This window comes from Streptomyces sp. A01 (genome assembly GCF_059026195.1).
In genome coordinates this window covers 15,596-39,115 of record NZ_JBWLKN010000025.1, presented here as the reverse complement: position 1 = coordinate 39,115, position 23,520 = coordinate 15,596, and the positions used below count along the sequence as shown (strand labels likewise).

The 23,520-nt window shown below is 73.5% G+C and carries 13 protein-coding genes and 1 pseudogene; 3 read left to right on the top strand and 11 right to left on the bottom strand.

What is annotated here, in order from left to right:
• Positions 1-18: 18 nt before the first annotated feature.
• The 5 genes from AC5P1B_RS27725 to AC5P1B_RS27705 form a co-directional block, all read right to left on the bottom strand.
• Positions 19-2,160 carry a TOMM precursor leader peptide-binding protein gene (locus AC5P1B_RS27725; RefSeq protein ID WP_493890553.1) on the bottom strand — a complete coding sequence of 714 codons (2,142 nt, stop codon included), beginning with the start codon at positions 2,158-2,160 and terminating at the stop codon, positions 19-21.
• The gene (locus AC5P1B_RS27720) at positions 2,150-4,420 is read right to left on the bottom strand and encodes a TOMM precursor leader peptide-binding protein (RefSeq protein ID WP_493890551.1); all 2,271 of its coding nucleotides are present in this window, start codon (positions 4,418-4,420) and stop codon (positions 2,150-2,152) included. The genes AC5P1B_RS27725 and AC5P1B_RS27720 overlap by 11 nt, the downstream gene beginning before the upstream one ends.
• 254 nt (positions 4,421-4,674) lie before the next feature.
• Positions 4,675-6,468, bottom strand: coding sequence for an AfsR/SARP family transcriptional regulator (locus AC5P1B_RS27715; RefSeq protein ID WP_493890549.1), 1,794 nt, complete (start codon positions 6,466-6,468; stop codon positions 4,675-4,677).
• A gap of 761 nt (positions 6,469-7,229) precedes the next feature.
• On the bottom strand, positions 7,230-7,736 hold the full coding sequence (locus tag AC5P1B_RS27710) for a pyridoxamine 5'-phosphate oxidase family protein (protein WP_493890548.1): 507 nt from the start codon (positions 7,734-7,736) through the stop codon (positions 7,230-7,232).
• A gap of 117 nt (positions 7,737-7,853) precedes the next feature.
• Positions 7,854-8,531, bottom strand: coding sequence for a thiaminase II/PqqC family protein (locus AC5P1B_RS27705; RefSeq protein ID WP_493890547.1), 678 nt, complete (start codon positions 8,529-8,531; stop codon positions 7,854-7,856).
• Positions 8,532-8,742: 211 nt separating this feature from the next.
• On the opposite strand from AC5P1B_RS27705, the pseudogene AC5P1B_RS27700 reads away from it, so the two are divergent.
• A pseudogene (locus tag AC5P1B_RS27700) lies at positions 8,743-9,048 on the top strand (cytochrome P450); the annotation flags it as partial.
• A 140-nt stretch (positions 9,049-9,188) separates the two neighbouring features.
• Positions 9,189-9,878, top strand: coding sequence for a L,D-transpeptidase family protein (locus AC5P1B_RS27695; protein WP_493890643.1), 690 nt, complete (start codon positions 9,189-9,191; stop codon positions 9,876-9,878).
• Between the two features lie 185 nt (positions 9,879-10,063).
• On the opposite strand, the gene AC5P1B_RS27690 is transcribed toward AC5P1B_RS27695, so the two are convergent.
• Positions 10,064-11,524, bottom strand: a complete 1,461-nt coding sequence (locus AC5P1B_RS27690) for an SDR family NAD(P)-dependent oxidoreductase (RefSeq protein WP_493890546.1) — start codon at positions 11,522-11,524, stop codon at positions 10,064-10,066.
• 317 nt (positions 11,525-11,841) lie between these two features.
• Here AC5P1B_RS27690 and AC5P1B_RS27685 point away from each other — a divergent pair, with 317 nt between their 5' ends.
• Positions 11,842-12,225 carry an STAS domain-containing protein gene (locus AC5P1B_RS27685; protein ID WP_493890544.1) on the top strand — a complete coding sequence of 128 codons (384 nt, stop codon included), beginning with the start codon at positions 11,842-11,844 and terminating at the stop codon, positions 12,223-12,225.
• A gap of 309 nt (positions 12,226-12,534) precedes the next feature.
• Here the strand turns inward: AC5P1B_RS27685 and AC5P1B_RS27680 are convergent, their stop codons facing one another.
• The 5 genes from AC5P1B_RS27680 to AC5P1B_RS27660 all read right to left on the bottom strand — a co-directional run bounded on the left by AC5P1B_RS27680 (position 12,535) and on the right by AC5P1B_RS27660 (position 23,478).
• Positions 12,535-13,173, bottom strand: coding sequence for an NADPH-dependent FMN reductase (locus AC5P1B_RS27680; protein ID WP_493890542.1), 639 nt, complete (start codon positions 13,171-13,173; stop codon positions 12,535-12,537).
• Between the two features lie 3 nt (positions 13,174-13,176).
• On the bottom strand, positions 13,177-14,064 hold the full coding sequence (locus AC5P1B_RS27675) for a thioesterase II family protein (protein WP_493890540.1): 888 nt from the start codon (positions 14,062-14,064) through the stop codon (positions 13,177-13,179).
• Between the two features lie 88 nt (positions 14,065-14,152).
• Complete coding sequence (locus AC5P1B_RS27670) at positions 14,153-15,829, bottom strand: MFS transporter (RefSeq protein ID WP_493890538.1); 1,677 nt, start codon at positions 15,827-15,829, stop codon at positions 14,153-14,155.
• Positions 15,830-16,158: 329 nt separating this feature from the next.
• Positions 16,159-21,885 carry an SDR family oxidoreductase gene (locus tag AC5P1B_RS27665; protein ID WP_493890537.1) on the bottom strand — a complete coding sequence of 1,909 codons (5,727 nt, stop codon included), beginning with the start codon at positions 21,883-21,885 and terminating at the stop codon, positions 16,159-16,161.
• 24 nt (positions 21,886-21,909) lie between these two features.
• Positions 21,910-23,478, bottom strand: coding sequence for an ACP S-malonyltransferase (locus AC5P1B_RS27660; protein WP_493890535.1), 1,569 nt, complete (start codon positions 23,476-23,478; stop codon positions 21,910-21,912).
• Positions 23,479-23,520 lie beyond the last annotated feature (42 nt).

Here is a 23,520-nt window from a genome sequence, read left to right as displayed (position 1 = left end):
TCCTCTCTCATGGGAACGTCAGGGGAAGGGGTGCGGCGCGGGGTTGAACTGGACGGGCTTCAGGTCCGTCTCGCGCAGCCCGGCCTCACGCAGCGCGGTGCGCAGCCGCGTCATGCCCAGGGCGCGCTGGCGGCGCCAGCCGAAGTCGATGGGCAGCAGCCCGGGCACCAGGACGCTGACCGTGGTGAGCCCCAGCGTGCGCTGCTCCGGCAGCGTCTGGTCGACCACGATCACATCGAACCCGGCCGAGGTCACCGCCGTGACGCAGCGCTCCAGATCGTCCTTGAGGTCACCGGAGGGGGCGGGCAGCTCGGCGTACAGGCCGGTCAGGGACCGCTTCGGCGGCCGGGGCGGGGTGGCACGGCCGGGGCGCGGGCGGGGGCCGACGAGGAACTCGGCGTGCTCCGCCATGTCGGGGATGCCGTAGGAGAGGGGGTGGTCGTGCAGCGCCAGCACCTTGTCGAAGTCCTCGGCCATGGCCCGCAGCCGGGGCTCGTCGCGCTCCGTGCGGCGCTGGAGGTTGACCGCGTCGGTGGCGATCTCGCACAGGGCGGCGGCGAGCGCGGCCTCGGGGTCGAGCCCGGCGCCCGCGCCGAAGCACATGGTGCCGGGCCCCCAGTCGGGGCGGACGGCGACGGCGGTGACGACCGGGATCGGGAAGGAGACCCGGGTGTCGAAGAAGCGCGCCTCGTAGCCGTACATCGCGAGCCGGTCCACCATGTGCCGGGTGCGGGCCCGGGTGCTGGTCGCCGGGTCGATCTCGGGCAGTCGCGCCATCCCGTACCAGGACAGCAGGAACGCGTCCCGCTCCACGACCTCCATCAGGCCGAAGTAGGCGGCTTCTTCGAGACAGCCGCCGGAGGCACAGCCGTTGGAGCTCTCCTGCACGAACCGGTTCTCCAGCCCGGGCGCGTGGTAGTACGTCAGGATCTCGGGGACCAGCACGGGCCGGTGGTCGCGCAGCGAGTAGCCCCACACCCAGGGGATCTCCCGGTCCGGGGAAAACGGCGTTACGCGGGGGTTGTCCCGGTAGAAGTCCTCGGAGTACAGGCCGCACTGCCGGGGGTCAAGTGCCTGGTCACCGAGGTCGGTGAGGGAGGCGGTGACCTTCGTGGCCTTGCCTCTGGCCCGCATTCCGGCATAGCGCTCCAGGCCCTCCAGGACGCCGATGCGGGCGCTGTCGGCGAAGGAGTCGGCGTGCCCGCCCCAGAACGTCTCGCGCAGATACTCGCCGGAGCGCATCGAGAAGCAGCCGATGGTCGCCGAGGTGGAGGTGGAGGAGACGTCGTAGACGACGGACGGGCCCAGTGCCCCGCAGACCGGGTTGGCGAACGCCGCGACCGGCAGGTCGTACGCGTCGATGTCCCGCAGCCGGAAGGAGCCGGGGGCGTGCTCGGGCGCGGCGGCCAGGGTCAGGGTCGCCGCCTCCGCCGAGTCCGCCACGCGCTGCCCGCAGTCGGGGCATTCGGGGTCGGGCACCAGCGGATAGCCGCGCACCTCAAGGGTCTCCAGGTCGACCAGGTACACGGGCGGGAAGGGACCGTCCCGCCGGTCCCCCACGCCCGGCCGACCGGCCGCGTCGGGGTCCCGCGAGGGGCGGGACCGCGCGCGCTCCCGTTCCCGGTGCGCGGCGACGAGCGCGGCGACCGCGTCGGCGCCGAACGGCGTGGCGTACGGCGACTCGCCCGTGGCGCGCGTTCCCGAGCCGAGCTCCAGCGCGTCCCGCAGCGCTACGGAGCGCACCGCCTGCCAGCGGCGCGCCAGGCACCGGGCGCACGGCCGGGCCGCCGCCCCGGGCTCCCCGTCGCCGCTGGCCGCCCCGGCCCCGTCGGTTGCCTCCGGGCCGGGGAACGGGCCGACGATGGCGTGCTGCCCATACAGATGCACGGGCACAGCGGGCTCGGTCTGCCGGGGCGCCTCGATGGCGAACTCGTCCCGTACGCCGAGCGCCGCCACCCGCACCCTGGGCACCCCCGCTCCCCTGGCCTCCTGCCGGTCGCCCCGCCGCCGCCCGTACGGCGCGCCGCGCCGACCGCCGGTGGCGTGCCCGTCGAGGGCGTCGCGCAGCAGGCGTTCCATGACACCGGCGGACACCTCCCACGGCTGCGGCGCGCCGGCGTCCGGGGCGGCGGGTTGGCCGGTGTGCGGCTCAGGCGTCATGGCGCGCACCGTTCACCAGGAGGACGCGGACCGTGCTGATGCCGCCCGCCAGCAGGTCGGCGGAGCCGGTGGGCACGGCCACGGCGTCGCGCCCGGCCGCGCGCAGCCGGTCGAGGACGACGGCCCAGGTCGTCGGGTCCTGTGCCCCCGTCGGCGTCTCGGTGGTGGCCACCAGGGTGCCGGGGTCGAGGTCGCCGAGCAGGGGGTCGCCGGTGTCCACCGGCCGGTCGCCGGTCAGTTCACGCCGGAGCTGCACCTGGCCGAGCAGGTCACGGACGGCCATGGACGCGGCCGCCCGCCAGTCGGGGTCGGCGCCCACGGCCCAGACGGGTTCGCCGGTGCCGGGATCGACGGCGCGGGCGAACAGGACGTGTGCCGAGGAGTGGTCCCGCTCCCCCAGGTCGAGCAGTTCCAGACCGACGCCGAGGGTGTCGGCGGTACGGCGCAGGAAGGTGAGTTCGGCGTCGCTCTCCCCCAGTCCGGCGAGGGACACGGCGGTCAGCGCCGCCACGCCGCGCAGGGCGCGGTGCAGCGCGTCGTGGGCGAGGGCGGACAGCAGTCCGCGCCCGGTCGCCTCGGCGACCGTCGCGCCCGCGCCGCACCCCGCGCTGGTGGGGAGGAAGTACCGGTCCCGGTTCGCCGCGCCGAAGGTGCGGACGGCGCCCGCGGGAACGAGCAGGGTCTCCTTGGTCAGCAACGAGGTGCCGGCCACCCAGTCCAGCTCATGGCCGGTGTCAGCGGCCGCGCCGGTCGCGGTGCCGCTGGCGAGGGCGATCCGGGCGGGATCGACGGGCGTGCCCGCGGCGGCGAGGGCGTCGCGGGCGGTCACGGGGCGGGTGGGCACGGCGTGTTCGGCGTAGACCTCGGCGGCGCGGTGCAGGGCGCGCGTCCGGGCTCCGGCCACGTGGTGCACGTCGAAGGCGGAGACCTCCCGGTGGCCCGCGTGGCCGGTGCTGAGCCGGATGGTGGTGGCCTTCAGCGGGGTCTGCGGGAGGTGTTCGTCGGCGAACGCGGTGAACACCCCGGCGTGCGGCTTGACCAGCACCATCCGCGTGTTGAGGTCCTCGACCAGGGCGTCCGCGTCCCGGGCCGTCGTCACATCGGTGGCCACCGGGGTCGCGGGTCCCGTGGTGAGCCCGGCGCGCAGCGCCGCCGCCGCGTCCGCCGCGGTCAGCCCGGAGCAGCGCGGGCACCGGGGGTGGGGCAGCAGCGGTTCGGCGACCACATCGAGGGACTCCATGTCCTGGACGATGACCTGCCCCTCGGTCTCGGCGGGCAGTGCCCCGGTGGCGAGCCGGAACACCTCGTAGCCGAGCAGGTTCCCGAGCATCGCGGACAGCGGCCGTCCCGGCTCGCGGTCCGGGGCGGGCGCCGAGCCGGGCAGCGCGAGGCCGCTCCACAGTCCCGCCGCCTCAGCCGGTTCGCCGTTGCCGCCCAGCCGCAGTGCCGCGCAGTGGAAGCAGCTGGAGGTGACGGAGGTGGTGAGGGGGCCGACGACGGCGCGGCGGCCGAGTGTCCAGACGGGTATGAGGTGCTTGCCGTCCGGCACGGCGGACCCGAGCAGCTGGTGCACGCGGTGCGGCGCCGCCGCGCCACCGGTGACGAGCACGGTGTCGTAGTCGGCGAGGTCCGCCCAGCCGAGCCGCGTGCCCTCGGCGCCGAGCAGGTCGAGGCGTACGGCGCAGCCTTCGGCGGCCAGCGCCTCGGCCTCGGCGGTGACCTCGGCGAACTGGTTGCGTGGGGTGTCCACGGAGGCCAGGACGCCGATACTCGCGCAGCCGTTGCGGATCAGGCTGAGGACACACCAGCGGGCGATGAGGTCGTCGCCGAGGACGGCGACCCTGGTCTCACGGAACCGCCGGAAGCGGGCCTCCGCGTCGTCCGCGTAGTGGTCGATGTAGGCGATCTGCGGTGCGAACCGGTCGGCCGCCGCCTCGTCGGCGGGTGCGACGGGACCCGCGGGGCCGGCCGCTTCCGCCGGGGCGTCGCGGGCGAAGTCCCGTTCGTAGAGCGTGCTGACGAGTCCGGCGACCATGGCGCGCTGTTTCTCGCTGAAGCCGGCGCAGACGTCGGCGACGCTGTGCTGCCCGTTGAGGTAGGGGACGATCAGCGTGCAGAACCGGTACGCGGACTTGGCGTTGAGGTGGAACCCGCCCTGGGCGTTGTGAAACAGCACGCCGTCGGGGGTTTCGGTGAAGAGCACATCACGGCGGATGCGCGGCCGGGTCTCGGCGATCTCTTCATATGCTGCGGCAACCATGTCTGTCCCACCTGTGTCGGATGCGGCGGTCCCGGGTACCGCCGTGGGGTCGGGCGTGGAGCTGTCGGACGTATGGGGCGTGCGGGCCAGCGCCGGATGTGGTGACTGTGCTGGCCGTAGCGGGCGTGAAGCTGTCGGGCGCGTGAAGCCGGAGGGAATGCGGGCGACCGGGCCGCGCGGCGTCTCGTGGGGGTCGCGGGCGGACGGGCCTGGCCGGGGGCGGGTGCCCCGCGCTGGCCGGAGGCCAGGGGCGGTCAGCGGGCCGCCACGGGTTCGCGTTGCCCGGCGCTTCCCCGGGCGAACAGCCGGAGCAGGTCGTGCATCGCGTACGAGCCGGGCGGCCCCTCCTCCAACAGGCCCTCGTCGGCGAGGCGTTCGAGCAGGTCCTCGGCGGTCTCCAGGGACACCTCCAGCGCCTCGGCGCAGTCCGCGGCGCCGAACGGCCCGTCGGCGGCGCCTCCGAGCGCCAGGAACGCCTCGGCGGGGCGCGGGTCGAGCCGGGCCAGGGCGCCGCGCAGGACGCCGGGGACGGACATCCCCGGGTCGTCGGCGAGGGCCAGCCTGGCCAGCGGGTCGCGGCGCAGCCAGTCGGCGCAGTCCGCGATGCGCAGGGTGGGCCTGCTGAGCAGCCGGGCGGCGACGATCCGCAAGGCGAGCGGGTAGTGCCCGCAGGCCTCGGCCAGGGAGCGGGCGGCCGCCGGTTCCGCCGCGACCCGTTCCGCGCCGATGGCCGCGCTGAGCAGTCGGCAGGAGCCCTCTTCGTCGAGGGGCCGCACGCGGTGGGCCCACCCGCCGTGCGTGGCGAGCAGCCCGGCGAGCCCCCGGCGGCTGGTGATGATCACCGCGCCCGCCGGGCCCGCGGACAGCAGGGGGCGGACCTGGTCGGCGGTGCGGACGTCGTCGAAGATCAGCAGCGTCCGGCGGTGCGTGCCCGCGGCGGGCACGCGGTCCGCCACGTCGGCGGCGCTCAGTGGTGTCCCGTCCGGGCCGGTCATCGGCACGAGCACGACACCGTCGGGGAAGTCCTCCTGGACGAGCCGGGCGAGGTGGCGGGCGAGGGAGGTCTTGCCGACGCCAGGCGCCCCGGAGAGCACGACGGTACGGGGCCCCGGCTGGGGCGCGGTGAGCCGGGCGGCGATCGACAGGCTTTCGGCGGTACGGCCGGTGAAGGCGGGGCCTCCCCCGGGACCGGAGGCGTCCGACCCGGCAGGCCCGGCGGGCACCGTGGACGCGGCGTGTGCGGCGGTCTCGGCGGGCGCCGCCCGCGCGCGGTCCGGCGGCCGGGACGGCGGTGTCCCGGTGGTCTCGCCGAGCACGTCCCCGCGCAGGATGGCCAGTTCGAGGCGGCGCAGCGCCGGGCCGGGCTCGACGGCGAGTTCGTCGAGGAGGTAGCTCTTGACCCTGCGGTACTCAGCGAGCGCCTCGGCCTGCCTGCCGGTCCGGTACAGGGCCTCGATCAGCTGCTCCCAGAACCGCTCGTGGCCGGGATGGGAGCGGGCCGCTCCCCAGAGTTCGACCAGTACCTCGCGGCTGCGCCCCAGGGACAGCTGGATGTCGCCGACGCGCTCGGTGGCGCGCAGCCGCTCCTCGGTGAGCCGGGGCACCTCGTCGCGGTGCAGCGCCTCGGAGGGCACGTTGGCCAGCAGCGGTCCCTGCCACAGGAGAAGGGCCTGTTTGAGGGCGGACAGTTCGGCCTCGGGGTCCTGCTCCGCGGCGGCCTGGTCGAGGAGGCCGCGGAACCGGAGCAGGTCCAGGGAGTCGGCGTCGGCCGGGATGCGGTAGCCGCCGGGGACCGCCTCGATGGCGTTGTCGGCGATGCCGTACTTCGCGAAGATGCGGCGCAGGCGCAGCACGCAAGTGTGCAGGGCGGCCTTCGCGGTGGCCGGCTGCTCCTCGCCCCACAGGGCTCGCAGCAGAAAGCCGGTGGAGACCACGGTGTTGGGGTTGATCAGCAGGGCGGCGAGGAGGACGGTCGGCTTGGACGGCTGGAGGACGGCGACCTCGTCGCCTTCGGCGATGCTCAGCGGTCCAAGCAACTGGAAGCGCATTCGCCTACGCCCCCGTACATCTGGCGCGAATCAGCACACCAGGTGCCCGTCTTCCCCTCGTAGTAGCGGAGAGTAAGCAAGGGATGACGCGCGTAGATACGCCAAGATCTCCGTGAACGATCATGAGAGTTCCCCCGAACTATAAGCCACCAGCGCCGCCCGGGATCGCGATATGCCTCGTCACGGCGCCGTGTGAAGCTTGAAGCAAGCTAGAACACGCCATCGGGCGAACGCAACAGTCCAGCCATACGGATATGCCGATTCCGGGGGCGGAAGGGATGCGAATCCGGTCGTTCTCCGGCCAGTTGCCCAACTCGCACGCGTGCCGCGCGTCGGCACCCTCACAGGTCTCGTTCACCAGGTGGACGGCCCGCCGGGCCCGCCGGCCGTGTCCGGCGGGCCGCTGACGGGACGTCAGGCCGGGTGGCCGCCCCTCAGACCGGACCCGGCTGCGGTGTCGGCTCAGGCGAGGGGTCGGGAACCGGCCCGGGGCCGGGTCCGGGGCGCGGGCCCGGTCCTGGGCCCGGCTCCGGGCCACCGGGGCCGGGCGGCGGTGCGGGGATCGGGGGCACCGGGTCGGGCGGGCCCGGCGGCACGGGCTCCGGGTGCGTGGGGGGCACGGTCATGGAGGTGACTTGGTACGCCATGATGGAACTCCTGTGGCTAGCGTGCAGAGGCAGACCCGTCGCGGGGCGTCACGGACCGGCTGCCCCTTTCTTCCCTATTTACTCCCATGCCGAGGCCCGGCGCGACGCGGCCCGCTACCCCTGGTCCGGCGACGCCGGGGCCGCCTCCGCTCCGGGGGTGACGGTCCGCACCGGCTTCCCAGGCCGCCAGATCCGTACGTGCGGCGCCCCGTCCTCGATGAAGGTGTGGATCACCTCGGTCACGTCGGCGCGGAACAGGTGAAACGGCTGCGGCGGCTTGACCGTCTCGATGTAGGCGGCGCGCGCCTCGCCCTCCGTCACCTCGACGGCCCGGCCGCCGATCCGCATGTCCCCGTTCGGCATGTCGTCCCCCGGGCCGGGATTGACGTGCAGCGCGAAGCGCGGGTCGCGCCGCAGGTCCAGCGCCTTGCGGGAGTGCCACATCATGCCGAGCCACAGCTCGCCGAAGCAGAAGTTCACCTCAAGCCCGCTCACCCGTGGCGAGCCGTCCGCCCGCAGCGTCGCGAGAACGTGGTGCTTGGCGAGCCCGAAGCGCGCCTCGGCACGCGCCGCGAGACCGGGGGCCGAGCGGTGGACATCGTTCCAAGTGGTCGTCGTCATCCCGGCATGATCGCGCCAATACCCGACATCTTCTGTCGGATATTCGTCGGATATTCGGGCCGGTCTCGCACCCGCGCGGGAGGCGGTCGGCCGGTACGGCCAGGCCGCCCTCTCCGGTCAGCCGTGGGCCGCCGACTCGGCGAGACCGGCGAGCGTGTTCCAGAACATCAGTTCGTAGCTCAGCACCAGTCGCCCGTAGCCGTCGGCGGCGTCCGTGATCACACCGCTGTCCAAGCCCGCGCGCACGGCGGCCAGTGTCCGCTCCTGCGCGCCGGGGTCGGGCGCGGCGAAGAGGTCGAAGAAGCCGCACGCCCGGTCGTCGAAGCCGTAGTGCTCGCGCAGCCCGCGCGCCAGCGCCGCGCAGTACTCCCCCCAGGCGACGACGTTGGCGGCCAGCGCGAGCACCGCGTCCGCGGGCTCGGCGTTGAGCGCCAGCCACGCCACGTACGCCGGATACGCCTGGCAGCCCGCGCGCGGCCGGTAGCCGAGCACCGTCGCCTCATCGAGGCCGCAGGCCACGATGAGGTCGGCGAGCCGGTCCATGGCGGTGGTCTCGCCGTCCGCCAGCGCGGTGAAATACCCGCTGATGGCCGGTTCGGAGGCGGCTCGTTCCGCCAGGTGGAGGAAGGCACGGCGATCGCTGGCGATGACCCGGTGCTGTTCGAGGGCCAGGGTCGCGACCACCTCCCTGGGCGCCCTGCCGTCGGCGATCAGCGGGACGAGCCGGTTGGCCCCCGGTTCCGGGGCGAACCGCCGCACCGCGGAATCCAGAACCTCTGCTGCCGTAGCGGTCATCGCTTGCTCTCCTCATGAGTCGCGCCATCCGCCCGCACGGCTACCACGCTCTCACGAAGGGCCCGCACGATCCCCCGCCACGCACCGGCCGGAGACCGTCGAGGAGGCCGCGGTCCGCCCGGCCGCGCGCGTACCGGGCGGCTCCGTGCCCCGTCACCCACCGGCGGGGCGCGGCAGGACGGGTCCGGGTGTCCCGAGTCGGAGATTCTCCGGTGGTTCTCGACCGGCGGGGCTGCTCTCCCTCGCGTCAGCGAACCGGGCCCCCCGGCGGTTCCCCGACCCCGACCGGCTCGACCCGCGTCGCGGCCAGTCCGGGCATCTCACGCTCGGGCACGGCATCCACTACCGCCTCGGGGTGCCGCTCGCGCGGCTGGAGACCGGGATGGCGCTCGCCGCACTGCTGGACCGGTTTCCCGGAATGGAACTCGGTGTGCCGCGCGAGGAACTGCGCCGGCGGCCCACGATCCGGGCCCGCGGCCTGCTCTCACTTCCCGTCCGCCGGCCCGAGCCGGAGTGACCTGCGCCACCACACGACTCCCGAGTGGCCCACGCCACCGCACGGTTGAGAGACAGACGCGTCACTTCCGCAACCATGAGGCCATATGAGTAGTCATACCGGGCATGAGAGCGATTGTGAATGGACGATCAAGCCGCGCCATGGGCCGCAGGCTGGGAGTAGTGCTCGGCATAGCCGGGCTGGCGGTGCCGTTGTCGGTCGCCATGGGTGGCACCGCGCAGGCGGCCGCCACGTCGTGTACGACGCAGACCGGCCCTTATCAGAAGCAGGCGGAGAAGTTCCTGGGCAGACCGGTGGACGGCAAGCAGTCGCCCGCTGACTGCGCGGCGATCCGCTCCTTCCAGACGAAGCACGGCATCAAGCCGAACGTGGGCTACGCCGGTTCCGTGACGTGGGGCGTCATGGACCTCGTCAGCAAGCAGCGGGCCGCGGGGAACAACCCCAACAAGGCGAAGAAGTGCCCGACGAACAAGGGCCGCATCGCCTGTATCGACCTGACCCGCCAGCTGAGCTGGATTCAGGATGGCAAGACCCTGAAGTACGGTCCGGTGCCGGTACGTACGGGCCGCGACGGGCATGAGACGCGGGTCGGCGCGAAGAAGGTCTACATGCGGAGCATCAACCATTGGTCGACGCTGTACAAGGTGCGCATGCCGTACAGCCAGTTCTTCGACGGCGGCCAGGCGTTCCACTCCATCAGCGGCAGCGTGTGGTCGGCCCCCGGCTCGCACGGCTGCGTCAACATGCGCCCCAGTGACGCCAAGAAGTACTGGAGCCTGCTGAAGAACGGTGACGATGTCTTCGTCTACGGCCGGAAGTCCGGCACCTGACCGGGCCCCGGCACCCGTCTCTCCCGTCCGACGCCCGGCGGGGTCAGCGCATGGCGCGCCCCGCTGGAGCAGACGAGCCGACGATGAGCGCCAGGACCGGCGCCACCCGCCGGTGAGCGGCGTCAGCTGAGGCGAGGGGCACCCGGACACCGGGCGCCCCCGCGCTCGTCCCCGCGCCCGGTTTCCTACCAGGCCGCCGGGGCGTAGTCCTTGAGGAAGCAGCCGAACAGGTCCTCGCCCAGCTCGCCCCGGACGATCGGGTCGTACACCCGCGCCGCGCCGTCCACGAGGTCCAGCGGCGCGTGGAAGCCGTCGGCGGCCAGCCTGACCTTGTCGGGGTGCGGACGCTCGTCGGTTATCCACCCGGTGTCGACGGCCGTCATCAGGATGCCGTCGGCCTCCAGCATCTCCTGCGCGGAGGTGCGGGTGAGCATGTTGAGGGCGGCCTTGGCCATGTTGGTGTGCGGGTGGCCCGCGCCCTTGTAGCCGCGGCTGAACTGGCCTTCCATCGCCGAGACGTTCACCACGTACTTGCGGCGCGCCGGGGCGGCGGCCATCGCCGGGCGCAACCGGCTGACGAGGACGAACGGCGCGGTGACGTTGCAGAGCTGGACCTCGAGCAGTTCCAGCGGGTCCACCTCGTGCACCCGCTGAATCCAGCTGTTGGTCGGGTCCAGGTCGGGCACCAGGCCGCCCGCGTCGATCGCGTTGCCCGCCTCTATCCGGGCCGGCGAGGCGGAGCCGCTGGTGAGCGCGAGGGCGGTGATCGCGTGGGGGGTCAGCGCCTCCTGGCCGCGCACCTGTCCCGGCAGGGCGATCTGACCGCCGCTGCCGAAGTGGCCGAGGATTTCCTTCGCGGGCAGCTCACCGGCGGGCAGCGGCGCCGACTCGGCGTTGACCAGCTCCGCGTAGGCGTTGGGGCTGCGGCGCACGGTCTGGGCCGCGTTGTTGATGAGGATGTCCAGCGGGCCCTCCGCGCTCACCGAGTCGGCCAGCGCGACCACCTGGGCGGGGTCCCGCAGATCGATCCCGACGATCTTCAACCGGTGCAGCCAGTCCGCGCTGTCGGGCATCGCCTTGAACCGGCGGATCGCGTCGCTTGGGAACCGCGTGGTGATGGTGGTGTGGGCGCCGTCCCGCAGCAGGCGGAGCGCGATGTACATACCGATCTTGGCGCGGCCGCCGGTGAGCAGCGCGCGGCGCCCGGTCAGGTCCGTGCGAGCTTCGCGCCTGCCGCGGTTCTCCTTGGCGCACGGCTGGCACAGCTGGTGGTAGAAGGCGTCCACCTCGACGTAGCGGTTCTTGCAGATGTAGCAGGAGCGGGGCCGCTCCAGGGTGCCGACGATCTCCGTCTCGGCCGAGGCGGCGAGCGGGATGCCCATCGTCTCGTCGTCGATACGGTCGGCCGCACCGGTGGCCGTCGCCTCGGTCACCGCCCTGTCGTTGGCGGTCTTGGCGGCGCGTCGCTCCTGGCGCCGCCGCTGCTTCACGGTCCGGTAGATCCCCGCCGTCGCCCGCCGTACGACGACGGCGTCGGGGTGGTCGATCGGCAGCTCGTCAAGCTCCGCGAGCACATTCAGACAGGCCGCGAGCCGGTCGGGGTCGATGCCCGCCATGCCAGCCTGGCTTTCCTCAGCCACCGTCATCCCCGCTACCTGTCTCCTTGACCTTGCATGACCAGCAAACCCTCGAACTGTACGTAGGTGCGCGGGCCTCCGCCAAACCCGCTCCAGGCGACGATTACTCTGCGCAATCACTCTTCGTACCTAAGATTCGGTACAAGAAGTTCCCCCAACGACGGTAATTCGACGGAGGAACGGGCATCATCCCAGGTAGTCGCCCCAGGCTCCGGCGCGAACTGGACAGACGCACGGCGCCCGATCGATCCCCCCGAGATATTGGCGACATCATATGGTAACTCAGAGTAATCAACAACCCACCTTAGCCGGTGAGGGAGCGCCCTATGCCCGGACAAAATGACGCGCCTTATGAGATCAGGCGCTGGACCATCGACAGAATTCTGATCATCGAACTCCTCGGCGAGATAGATATCCTCGCCGCCGCTCCGACCAGCGCTCTTCTCGCCGGTCAGGACCTCGACCAGCACCCCGACGTCGTCATCGACCTGCAAGGCGTGACCTTCATCGACTGCAGCGGCCTCGGCGCGCTGTGCCAGCTCGCCAACCGGTTACGCAGGCGGGGCCGCCTCCTGAGGATCGTGGTGACCGACCCCTTCACGCTCAGGCTGCTCCGCGCGACCCGGCTGACCGAGGTGTTCCTGATCCACGACAGCGTGTCGGCCGCCCTCGCGCACTTCGACGGCGCGGCGGAGGTCCCCGCCTCCTGACGAGAACGGGGCCTCCAGCGGGATGGTGGCAGCACAAGGCCATCGCCGTACGAACGCCAGACCTCCGCCCAAATCCACGACAACGACCACGGCCGGCCCAGCAGGACAGCACATCGCGTCAGCGGGAGACACACAAGCAGCGGGAGACAGCGGGCGTCACCGACCGTGCGGACCGTCGGGCACGGCGATGACCATGACGGGCCAGTCCGGGGCAGAGCCGCCCCTGCGGGCCCGCGCACGTGCGTGGCGACCCCGTAGGAGCCGTGCCAGCCTGCGCGGGAGCCGATGTCAGCCGCGTACGAGCCGGTGTCACCCCGCGACTCGCACCCCCTCCGCGCCCACACCGTCCACACCGTCCACGCCGTCCACACTGTCTGCCCCGTCCACGCCGTCCGCCGCGGATCGCGCCGCTTCGCGCGCCGCTCGCGCGAGCGATCCCAGCAGTTCACGCAGTGCCTGAAGGGTGGCCTCGTCCGTCACCCGCCCCTGAGAGATCTTGATCGGGGCGCAGTCGATGAGCAGGGTCGTCGGCAGTACCTCGGCACCCATGACGGCCAGCGTCTCCTTCAGCCATGCCTGCGCCCGGTCGCCGCCCGTCATCGACGGGGAGGCCGAGACGAGCGCCAGCGGCTTGCCGGTCAGTTCACCACCGCCCACGATCCACTCCAGACCGTTCTTCAGCACGCCCGAGGTGCCGTGCGCGTACTCCGGGGTGGAGATCAGCACACCGTCGGCCGCCGCGATCCTCGCCCGCAGATCGAGCACCTCGGGCGGCGGCGACGACTGCTCGACGTCCTGGTTGAAGAACGGCAGATGCCCGAGCCCCCGGTAGACCGACAGGGAGACCGGCGGGACACACAGCTCGGCGGCCGTCTCGACGACCGCGGTGTTGAGCGAGGTGGCGCGCAGACTCCCGGAAATCGCGAGGAAGTTCAGCTGCGAGGTCATGGTTTACCTTTCGGGCATGGCCGTGGCCAGCGCGGCGGTGATGTGCCGCGCGATGGAACGGTGGTGGTGACGGAGATAGAAGTGGTCGCCGCCGTAGAGGCGCAGTCCGCGAAAGAGCGGGGCGTGCCCCGCCCAGTCGGCCAGCCGGCCCGGGGGGACCACCGCGTCCGCGTCGCCGCCGAAGACGGTCACGGGGACGGCGGGCGGCGGCGTACTGAGGTCAGGGCGCCAGGTGTCCACCACCGTGAAGTCACTCCGGAACATCGGGGCGAACATCCGCCACAGGCCGTCGTCGTCCAGCAGTTCAGCCGGGGTGCCGCCGACCGACCGCAGCCAGTCGCGCAGTCCCGCGTCCGTCAGCAAGTGTCGCCCGCGGCCCGTACCGCTGTCCGGGGAACGCCCGGGGCGGGTGGTACCGGGCCGGGGCGCACCCCAGGAGGAGATGCCCAGCCACCGGGGCACCGGCCCGCCCTCGCCTGCCATGCGGCGCGTGAGCTCGTAGGCGATCAGCGCGCCCATGCTGTGGCCGAAGAAGGCGAAGGGGCGGTCCAGCCACGGCGCCAGGTCGTCGTGGAAGTAGTCCACGAGCGCGTCACTGCTCTCCAGCGGGGCCATCCCCCGCAGCCTGCCCCTGCCGGGGGCGGTGACCAGGCATATCTCCCAGTGGGCGGGAAAGGCCTCTTCCCATCCCCGGTAGAGCAGGTGCGAGCCTCCCGCGTGGTGGAACAGGAACAGGCGCAGCGTGGCGCCGGGCACCGGGCGCGGGCAGGTGACCGAGCCCCGGCGCACGGGCCGGGGCACGCCGGGGCCCGGGGCGGGCCGCGCGTGCCTGCCCGATGCCGGGGTGGGCGGGGCCGGGTGCGTGCCCTGGTCCCGCTCCGTTACGCGCATACCGTGCGTCCTCCTCGACCTGTGCTCGCTTCCCGGCCACGGCCGCCTCTTGCGTCCGACCTGGCCGTCTCGTGCTGACGGTGCCCGCTCAGACGGGCACCGGTGCCGCGTCCTCGCTGCCGCTCGGCGTGGTCTCGGCACCGTCCTGCGCGCTCTCGTGCAGGTCCTTGCGGCGGATGAAGAAGAAGGCGACGACCGCGCCGACGGCGCACACCGCCGCGCACAGCACCATCACATCGGTCAGCCCGGAGACGAACGCGGACCTCGCGGCCTCGGCGACCTCGTCGGCCAGTCCGGCCGGGGCGTCGGCGACCGCCTGCGACCCGCCCTCGGCCGCGACCGACGTCCCCAGGTCGTGGGCCTGGCCGCCCAGCTTGTCTCCCGCCTCGGAGGCGACGAAGTCATCGACGACCCGGTGGTGGAAGAGCGCGCCGAAGGCGGCGATACCCACGGCCACGCCCACCTGCTGGAAGGTCTCGCCCATGCCGGAGGCCATGCCCGCCTTCTCCGGCGGTACGACGCCGATGGTGACGGCGGCCCGGGGCGGATTGAACAGGCCCATCCCGATACCGGTGACGATCATGCTGGGCAGCAGCGCGGTCCAGGAGCTGTCCGGCTCCACGAGGGTCACGAGGCCGATGCCCGCGGCGATGAACGCGATGGAGAGTCCGACGAGGACGCCGGGCGGCATGCTCTGGAGCAGGCCGCCGGTGACGGCGGCGACGACGAAGAGGGTGAGCATCATCGGCATCAGCCGCAGACCGGTGTCCCAGGGCGAGAAGCCGAGGACGTTTTGGATGTAGGAGATCTGGAGGAAGATCGCGGCCAGGCTGGTCGCGTTGGACAGCAGCGTCGCCACGCAGATCCCGCTGAACGTGGGGATGCGCAGCAGTGAGAGATCGAACATCGCGCTCTCACCGCACCGTTGCTCGATGGCGACGAAGGCGGCCATCAGCACGATGGCCGCGGCGAACGCCGCGAGGATCGGCCCACTGGTCCAGCCGGACGCCTCGCCGCGCAGGAATCCGAGCACCAGCAGGGTCAGCGAGGCGGCGAAGGCCACCATTCCCCACCAGTCGATGCCGTGCTGCTGCGGCTGGCGCGACTCCCGCAGCTTCACCGCGCCGATGAGCAGCGCGACCGCCCCGATCGGCACGTTGACCAGGAAGATCCAACGCCAGCTCAGTACGTCGGTGAGGAAGCCGCCGACGAGCGGCCCGAAGGCCAGCGCGAGTCCGGCGACGGCGCCGAACAGGCCGAACGCCATGCCCCGGTCCTTGCCCCGGAACTCATGGCCTATCAGGGCGGGGCCGACGGAGAACAGCACGGCGGCGCCGACGCCCTGCACGCCGCGGGCGAGGTTCAGCGCGAAGACGTCCTGTGCGACCCCGGCGACCAGCGACGACAGCGTGAAGACCACGAGGCCGACGTTGAACACCCGCTTGCGGCCGAGGCGGTCGGCGAGCGAGCCACCGGTGAGGAGGAAGGCCGCCAGGGTCAGGGTGTAGGAGTCGATGACCCACTGGAGGTCGGAGAAGCCCGCGTCGAGGGACGTCCGCAGGTCGGGCAGCGCGACGTTCACCACGGTGACGTCGAGCATCAGCATGAACATCGCGACGCACACAAGACCCAGCGTCCACGGCCGGGCGCGGCGCGACGCTTCCTCCTCCGTCGCGTTCAGGGCCGCGTCAGGGGTCGCCTCGTCCACCGGTGGGCCCGTCGCCGGGCCCTTCGTCTGGTCGTCGGCAGCCGCTTCGGATGACATCACTCACTCACCATCGTTCGTGCTGGGCGGCACCGGGTGCCGCTACGGGAATCCACGGCGCGGGGGCGGCGCGCAGGGCACCGCTCCGTACGCCGTACGGGTGGGGACTGGCCGTACGGGGGCGGGCTGTTCGGGCTGGTCGAGCTGTCGTGGACCGGCCGGGACGGGTCAGGCACGCTCCACCTCGATCTCCTGACTGGGGGCTGGGGGCTGGGGACGGGGGACGGGGCCGGCAGTCGGCGGCCGGCAGAGGGGCAGGGCGGCTGGGGCGCGTCGTGGGCGGTCGGTCGCGCGTGGCTCCGTGCCGGGCGGGGCCCATGGTGGGGGGCTCACGGTGGGGGCGCGGGGCTGACGGCCGGTGGTCCGTCAGCCCGCCAGCTGCCGGGCCCGGTCTCGTAGCGGCCCTTGATGGCGCCGGTGACCCCGCTGACCTGGAACAGGGCCCGCCCGGTGGGAGTGAGCGCGGCGCAGCTCTCCTCGCCGGTGACCGGGTCGGTCCAGTGGCGCAGGGTGATTCCGCCGGGCCAGGTCGCGGCCAGTTCCGGGTCGGCCGCCGTGCTGAACAGGTCCACGCTGGCGAGCCCCGTCGGCACCATCACGGGCACCTCGCCGGGCCGCCGCCCGTCCAGCACCGACGTACGCAGCAGGCAGTCCAGCGCGAGGCTCGGCAGCAGGAACCCGGTGAACGGGCCGCTGTCCCCGTCGAGGGCGAGCCGCAGCGTCGCCGAGCCGCCGTCGGGTTCGAGCCGGGGTTCGCCCAGCGCGTTGAAGACACCGCCGAGTTCGACGGGTGTGCCCGGCAACCGGTAGGTGTTGGGTGCGGCGGTCCCGCCCGTGGGCGGTGGGCACCAGGGGCCTTCCTGGGCGCTGGGCGCCAGGTGGACAACCATGCTGGTGTGCTCGCGTTCGGGGACGGGCCCGTTGGCCGGGCTGGTGACGCGCACCCGCACCCGACGGTCCCCGGCACGCTCGGCGATCACCCGCAGCGTCCGGGGCCAGCGGTGCCGGGCGGCCCGGATGAACTGCGAGAGCACCACATCGGTGAGCCGCACCGGGACCAGCCCCGGGACGAGTGCGACGGCGGCCTCGGCGGCCATCTCCAGGATGAACGTGCCGGGCACCGTGGGGCGCCCGTCGACCAGGTGGTCGAGCAGGTACGGATGCCGGTCGAGGCCCACCTCGATGGTCCAGGCGCTGGTGTCCCGTCCGCCGTCGCCGACCCGCTGCGGCGTGCCGCTGAGGAAGGCCGGGTGGGCGGGAAGCGGCGCCCTCCCCCTGCGCGGCTCGGGCGCTTCCAGGGCCGCACGCTCGCCGGCCGCGCGGTAACCGGGCGCCTCCCGTTCCAGGGTCGCCCAGTCCAGGTCGCCGATCCAGGTGGTGGCCAGACCGTGGCTGCCCCGGCCGCGCAGTTCGGTACGGAAGAACTCGCGGCCCTGCTCGTCGGTCAGCTGCCCGATCTGGGCCTGCCGGGCGAGGAAGGCGCCGCCCGGGGTGTCCGCCGACGCCATCCCGGATTCCACCCACAGCCCGGACACCAGCGCGACCTCGTCCCGCCCGCCGACCGCGCGCGCGTGCGCGGCGGCGAGCATCAGGAACTCGTTGCCCGCTCCGTAGTCGGGTTCGCCGCGCAGCCCGGTGAAGGCGGAGATGGAGCTGATGCTGCACCACAACCGGGGCTGACGCCCGCGCAGCGCGGCACGCAGGTTGGCGTAGCCGCGTACCTTCACATCCCGTACGGTGCGGAAGTCGGCGAGCTTCTTGCGTTCGAGGACGGCGGTCCGCGCGAGACCGGCGCCGTGCAGCAGCACATCGACGCGGCCCTCGCGCGTCAGCACTTCCCCGACCACCCGGTGCACCGCGTCCGCGTCGAGGACGTCGCACTGCCGGTAGTGCACCCGGCCGGGGCCGCACGCCTGCTCCAGTTCGCGGAGTGTCGCGGCCCGTTCGGCCTGTTGTACCGACCGGTCGTAGCGGCGGTTGAGCGCGGCGATGTTCTCTCCGGGGTGCCGCGCCATCAGTTGGCGCAGCGCGTCGACCTTCCGTACGCCGGACAGGTCGGTGTCCGCCGGGCCGGGAGCCGGTCCCGTACCGAGCAGCCATACGGAGCGGGGCGCGCGTCCGGCGACGACCTCGTGGACCAGGTGCGCGGTGAGGCCGCGGGCCCCGCCGGTGGCCACGACCACGGGGTCCTCGGGCAGTCCGAGGCCGGTGGAGGGATCGGGCCCGGTCACCGGGACCAGCATGAGCTCCAGCCGCCGCCCGGCCGTCCGGTAGGCGAGCGGGAGGTACCGGCGCAGCGCGGACTCCGCCGCCAGCTCGGCGAGTCCGGCCGCCGGGTCCGTGGCGTCGGTGAACAGGGCGAACACCAGGCAGCCGGACAACTCTTGCTCCAGATTGCGGACCACTCCCCCGAACACACCCGCGTACGGGCGGGGGGTGACGCCGTCGAAGGCGTCCAGCGCGAGCACGGCGAAGCAGCCGCCGTCGCGCAGCGGCCCGGCGCAGCTCTGGGCTGCGGCGAACGCGAGATCGTTGAGGGCGAGCACGCGCGAGGACACGCCCTGCGCTTCGGCGTCGGCGTCGGCGCCCGCGTCGGTGTCGGTGTCGGTGTTGGCGTCGGCGTCGGCGTCGGCGTTGGCAGCACCGTCAGCGGCAGCGACGCCGGTTGCCAGGTTCCGGCCGGTGAGGTGGTCGCTTCCGGTGGCGCGAACGGGCCGCTCGGCGCTGACGATCACCCGCACCTGGGAGAACTCACGCCCGGTGGCGGCGACGGTACGGGCCAGATCACCCGCGTCGTCCAGATACACGACGGCCGGGCTCGGCCCCGTGGTCCCGCGCGGCGCGGGACCGGGGGCCACGACCAGGCAGTCGGCGGGCACGTGCCCGGTCAGGGCGGCCGGCTCGTCGGTGAGGACGAGGGCGCCCGCGGGCAAGGCGGCCACGGCGGCCCGTACCGGCTGGGGCGGTCGCGGGCGCAGCGTGACGGCGTGCCGGGTGAGGGCCGCGGCGAGCGCGCCCCCGGGGGCCGCCTGGGCGGCGTCTGCGGCGGCGCCCTCGCCTGCCAGCACGCGCGCGGCGGAGGTCACCAGCAAGGCGGGGGTGTGGCCGTCCTCGGTCGCGGCGAGGAGGACACGTCTGGCGGGCGCGCGCAGGGCGTGCAGCAGGGCCACGGCCCCCTCGGCGCCCCGGTAGGCCCGGTCGCCCGCGATCCGCACCGTGCCCGCGCCGCCCGCCGCAGGGGTGGTCGGCCGGTCGGGAGCGCCCTTCGGTGCTGCGAGGGAGATGCCACCGAGCACCGGGAGCCCGTGGGCGCGGGCGACGCTCAGCCGCGTCAGGACATGCCCGATCGCGGCCTCGGCTGCCTGTCTGCCGCCCGGGCTGGGGAGGTGGGGACTGACGGCGTTGACGCCCATCACCACCGCCATGTCCAGTTCACCGTCCCGCAGATAGCGAACGGCCGTGGCCAGGGCGGAGTTGACGGAGTCGGTGCCCGCGTCGAGAGTCATGTTCGGGCCGTGCAGGTCGAGGCGCTGCACGACCCGGGCGGCGATGATGTTGGGCATCAGGCCGGGGTAGGAGTCCTCGTTGACCGGCGGGGTCATGGCGCGTACCGCGTCGCCGAGAAGTCCGGGAGGCAGACCCGCAGGGCCGGTCAGCTTGGTCGTGAGGTCGCTCAGGTAGCAGCGCAGGTCGTGTGCCAACGCGGAGCGCGTCGGGCCGGTGTGGCCGACGAGTACACCGGTGCGGGCCCGGAGTTCGTCGTCCTTCAGCCAGTCGTCGGCGATCAGGTCGGCGCAGCGCAGCGCCATCAGCTGGCTGCGGTCGAGCGCGGCGAGCGCGGAAGGCGCCAGCCGTGCCTCCACCGGCGAGGGCGTCGGGTAGTCCTCGCCGAAGGTGGCGGGCCAGTCCGGTTCGCCTCCGGCCAGCCACCGGCCGATCCGCTCGTCGTCCGGCAGGCCGGGCAGGTGCGTACCGGTGGCGACCACCACGACCGGATCGGCGTCCGGTCCCGCGCCGGGCACCTCGGGCTTCCCGTCCTGCCGCGGGCCGTCCTGGCGACCGCTGACGCGCTCGCCGTCCGCCGGGGGCCGGTCGGTCAGGAGCAGGTGGCCGTTCGTGCCGCCGAAGCCCATGGCGGAGACTCCCACCAGACGGCGCCGCCGCGGGTTCACCGGCCACGGGCGCTCCGTGGTCGGTACGTCGACCGACGCGGCCACTCCTTCCGGGAGGGCGCTGAAGCGGGGCTGGGCCGGGATGGCCTGGTGGCGCAGGGCCAGCAGCGCGTGGATGGCCGACACCGCGCCCGCCGCCCAGCCCGCGTGGCCTACCAGGGACTTGTTGGAGGTCATCGTCCAGGTCTTGTCCGGGCCCGCGTTCTGCCCCAGCGCCGTCATCTCGGTCCGGTCGCCGGTCGGGGTGCCCGTGGCGTGGGCGACGATCCAGTCGATGTCCTCGGGGGTGGCGTCGGCGGCCTGCCAGGCGCGGTCCAGCGCGATCCGCTGGCCCGCCGCGTTGGGTGCGTAGATCGCCTTGCCCCGGCCGTCGGACGAGCCACCGAACCCGGCGACGAAGCCAAGCACCGGGTCGCCGTCGGCCACCGCCCGCGCGTACGTCTTGAGCCCGAGTACGGCGGCACCGTCGCTGAACAGCACGCCGTCCGCGCCCTCGTCCAGCGCCCGCACCTCACCGGACCTGGACAGGCCGCGCAGCTTGGAGAACAGCACCATGCTCTGCGCGCCCAGCGCGAACGCCCCGCCGCACAGCGCCACATCGCACTCGCCCGCCCGCAGCGCGCGGACGCCGAGGTCGATCGTGTAGAGGGACGACGAGCAGGCGGTGTCGACGACGACGATCTCCGACGTCGGCGGCAGATCGGGGGCGGCCATGCGGGCGATGCGGTACGGGAGGACGTCGTGCGGGCTGGCGGAGGCCAGCGGGTAGAGCGCGTCGAGGCCGGGCGGCGTGTCGGCGCCCGCCTCCGCGAGGAGGCCGCGTACCCCCGTGGTGATGAGGCTGTGCTCCAGGTGGTGGCTGCCGTCGGGGGTGAGTCCGACGGCGAACAGCCGACGGTCGGCCGGGCGGATGGTGATGTCCTCGGTCGCCTGGAGCAGCGAGTGGCGCAGCCACAGTGCGGTGTACTCGTCGCTGTCGAAGGTCCCCGCGGCGATCTCGTCCCGAAGCCGTGGGTGGGGGACGAAGTCGCGCATGAACCCGGCGGCGCGCGCGTACGTCCGGTCCTCGGCTGACGGGTCGGCCGACCACATGGTGCGCAGGTCCAGCCGCTCCCCTGGCTCGCCGAACATGGGCTGTCCCGCGCGCAGCAGGTCCCAGAATGCCTCGGGTGAGCTGGCGCCCGGCACGGCGAGGCCCATGCCGACGACGACTACGGCGTCGCCATCGGCCTCCGGCACGGCACTGGTCCCGCTGTGGGCGGACTCGTTACGGGCAGGCTCGTTGCGGGTGGACTCGTTACGGGTGAGGTCCGTCGCACCGGTCGCGGTCGCGGGCGTGCTCGCGGCGGCCGTGATGGCCAGGACCTGTCCGGTGACCTCGGCGGACGCGTCGGCCACGAGGAAGGCCACGAGTTGCGCCACGCCCCGCGCGGCCCCGTCCCCGTCGCTGACCACCGAGTTGACGCGGGGCGCCGCGCCGTCCGCAGGCCCCCGCGCGGGCACGGGCGCGTGGGCGTCGGCCAGTTCGCGGGTGAGTTCCGCGTGGGCCGTCGCCGCCCGTGCCCGGTCGGTGAGGGCGGCGACGTGCACGATGGCGGTACACCCGCGCGCCGCGAGCGCGCGTGCGGCGGCCGGGCCGCTCAGCGTGCGTACGGCACGGCCGACGTCGTGCGGCCCGCCCGCCGCGCGGGAGCCGGTGGCAGTGCCGGTCACGGTGATGAGCGCGTCGACGCGCTCCTGGCGCTCGGCGGCCTTGAGCGGGTCGCCCGAGTGGTCCCGTACGACCTGGACGCCGAGGCCGGTGAGGTGCTGGACGAGGGTGTCGGCCACGCGCCCGGTGTCGGCGCTGACCAGGACGATCAGGCGGGAAAGGTCGTGGGACATGGTGACTCCGTGATCGTCGGTCGGCTAGCGCCCTGCGGCCTGGGCGGCGGCTATCAGCTCGGCGAGTTCGGCGAGGGTGGACTGGGCGATGAACCGGCCACCGTCAGCGGAAGCGTCCAGCCCGAAATGCGCGGTCACCTTCCCCAACATCTCCGCACGCTTCAGCGAATCAATCCCCAGATCCGCCTCCAGATCCGCCTCCCCCGTCACCGCCTCCACCGGATAACCCAACGTCCCCGCATACAACTCCCGCAGCTCCTCCAGCACCGCCTCAACACCCCTGGCGGGCGGCGCGCCGGTCACGGCAGGAGCGGAACTCTCGGCCGGGGCGGCAAGGGCGGCGCTGGTCGCAGCGGCGGAGGTGTTCGTGGCGATGGCGGCCGCTACGAGTCCGGCGAGTTCGGCGAGGGTGGACTGAGCGATGAACCGGCCACCATCAGCGGAAGCGTCCAGCCCGAAATGCGCCGTCACCTTCCCCAACATCTCCGCACGCTTCAGCGAATCAATCCCCAGATCCGCCTCCAGATCCGCCTCCCCCGTCACCGCCTCCACCGGATAACCCAACGTCCCCGCATACAACTCCCGCAGCTCCTCCAGCACCGCCTCAACACCCCTGGCGGGCGGCGCGGTCTCGCGCGCGGACGGCCGCGGGTGCCCGTTGACGGTGGTCGGCCCCGTGCGGGCGGCAGCGGTGGCCGGGAGACCGCCCTCGTGCGTGGCGGGCTCAGCGAGGAGGCCGGTGGGCGCGCCGGTCGTCATCTCGGTGCTGACGTCCGGCACGCTGCGGCGCACCAACCCGGCGAGTCCGGCCTTGCCGCACTCCACGAAGTGTCCGGCGCCCGCCGCGTGCAGTTCACGGATCGCGGCGAGGAAGGGCACCGGAGTGGTCAACTGGCGCACCAGCAGGGCCTTGAGGTCGGTGGCGTCGGTGACGTAGCCCTGGGCGACGGGTGAGTAGACGGCCATCCGCAGCGGCCGCTGCCTGATGTCCCGTACCGCGTCGGCGAACGCCTCCGCCGCCACGCCGAGCAGCGGCCCGTGGAAGGGGAAGGGGGCGTTCAGCCGGAGGGCCCGGATGCCCAGCGCCTCCGCCGCCCGCAGGACGGCGGCGAGCGCCGGTTCCGGCCCGGACAGCACGGTCTGGCGGGGAGCGTTGGTGACGGCGACCGCGAGGCCGGGCGCGGCCACGGCGCCGACCAGGTGCGCGGCGCGCGCGGCGGGCAGCTCCAGCGCGACCATGCCGCCGGGCTCGGGGCAGTGGGCGTCCAGGGCCTGCGAGCGGTGGCACACCAGCCGTGCGCCGTCGGCGACGTCGAAGGCGCCCGCCAGGGTGAGCGCGGCGATCTCACCCATGCTGTGGCCCGCCACGGCGTCGGGTGTCCGGCGCCCGGCGGCCAGCCGCGCACCGGCCAGGGCCGCCGCGTAGACGGCGAGTTGCAGGGTGAACGGGTCCGTCGCGGCCAGCTCGGCCGCGCCGGGCGCTCCTGGGTCGGTCAGCGGCCCTGAGACTCCGGGGCGGCCGAACTCACCCGCCACCCCGTCGGAGATCTGCAGGACCTCCGCGACCTCCGGCGCCGTCTCCCCCGTGAACATCCCGGGTGTGTACCCGCCTTGGCCAGGCAGAAGAAATACCGT

What these genes read in the sequence shown, in the direction of transcription:
- AC5P1B_RS27715 (WP_493890549.1), bottom strand. Translation starts at nt 6,468, where the DNA reads ATGCGCTTCCAGTTGCTTGGACCGCTGAGCATCGCCGAAGGCGACGAG.
- AC5P1B_RS27670 (WP_493890538.1), bottom strand. Translation starts at nt 15,829, where the DNA reads ATGTCATCCGAAGCGGCTGCCGACGACCAGACGAAGGGCCCGGCGACG.
- AC5P1B_RS27695 (WP_493890643.1), top strand. Translation starts at nt 9,189, where the DNA reads ATGGGCCGCAGGCTGGGAGTAGTGCTCGGCATAGCCGGGCTGGCGGTG.
- AC5P1B_RS27690 (WP_493890546.1), bottom strand. Translation starts at nt 11,524, where the DNA reads ATGACGGTGGCTGAGGAAAGCCAGGCTGGCATGGCGGGCATCGACCCC.
- AC5P1B_RS27725 (WP_493890553.1), bottom strand. Translation starts at nt 2,160, where the DNA reads ATGACGCCTGAGCCGCACACCGGCCAACCCGCCGCCCCGGACGCCGGC.
- AC5P1B_RS27720 (WP_493890551.1), bottom strand. Translation starts at nt 4,420, where the DNA reads ATGGTTGCCGCAGCATATGAAGAGATCGCCGAGACCCGGCCGCGCATC.
- AC5P1B_RS27705 (WP_493890547.1), bottom strand. Translation starts at nt 8,531, where the DNA reads ATGACCGCTACGGCAGCAGAGGTTCTGGATTCCGCGGTGCGGCGGTTC.
- AC5P1B_RS27685 (WP_493890544.1), top strand. Translation starts at nt 11,842, where the DNA reads ATGCCCGGACAAAATGACGCGCCTTATGAGATCAGGCGCTGGACCATC.
- AC5P1B_RS27710 (WP_493890548.1), bottom strand. Translation starts at nt 7,736, where the DNA reads ATGACGACGACCACTTGGAACGATGTCCACCGCTCGGCCCCCGGTCTC.
- AC5P1B_RS27680 (WP_493890542.1), bottom strand. Translation starts at nt 13,173, where the DNA reads ATGACCTCGCAGCTGAACTTCCTCGCGATTTCCGGGAGTCTGCGCGCC.
- AC5P1B_RS27665 (WP_493890537.1), bottom strand. Translation starts at nt 21,885, where the DNA reads ATGTCCCACGACCTTTCCCGCCTGATCGTCCTGGTCAGCGCCGACACC.
- AC5P1B_RS27660 (WP_493890535.1), bottom strand. Translation starts at nt 23,478, where the DNA reads ATGTTCACGGGGGAGACGGCGCCGGAGGTCGCGGAGGTCCTGCAGATC.
- AC5P1B_RS27675 (WP_493890540.1), bottom strand. Translation starts at nt 14,064, where the DNA reads ATGCGCGTAACGGAGCGGGACCAGGGCACGCACCCGGCCCCGCCCACC.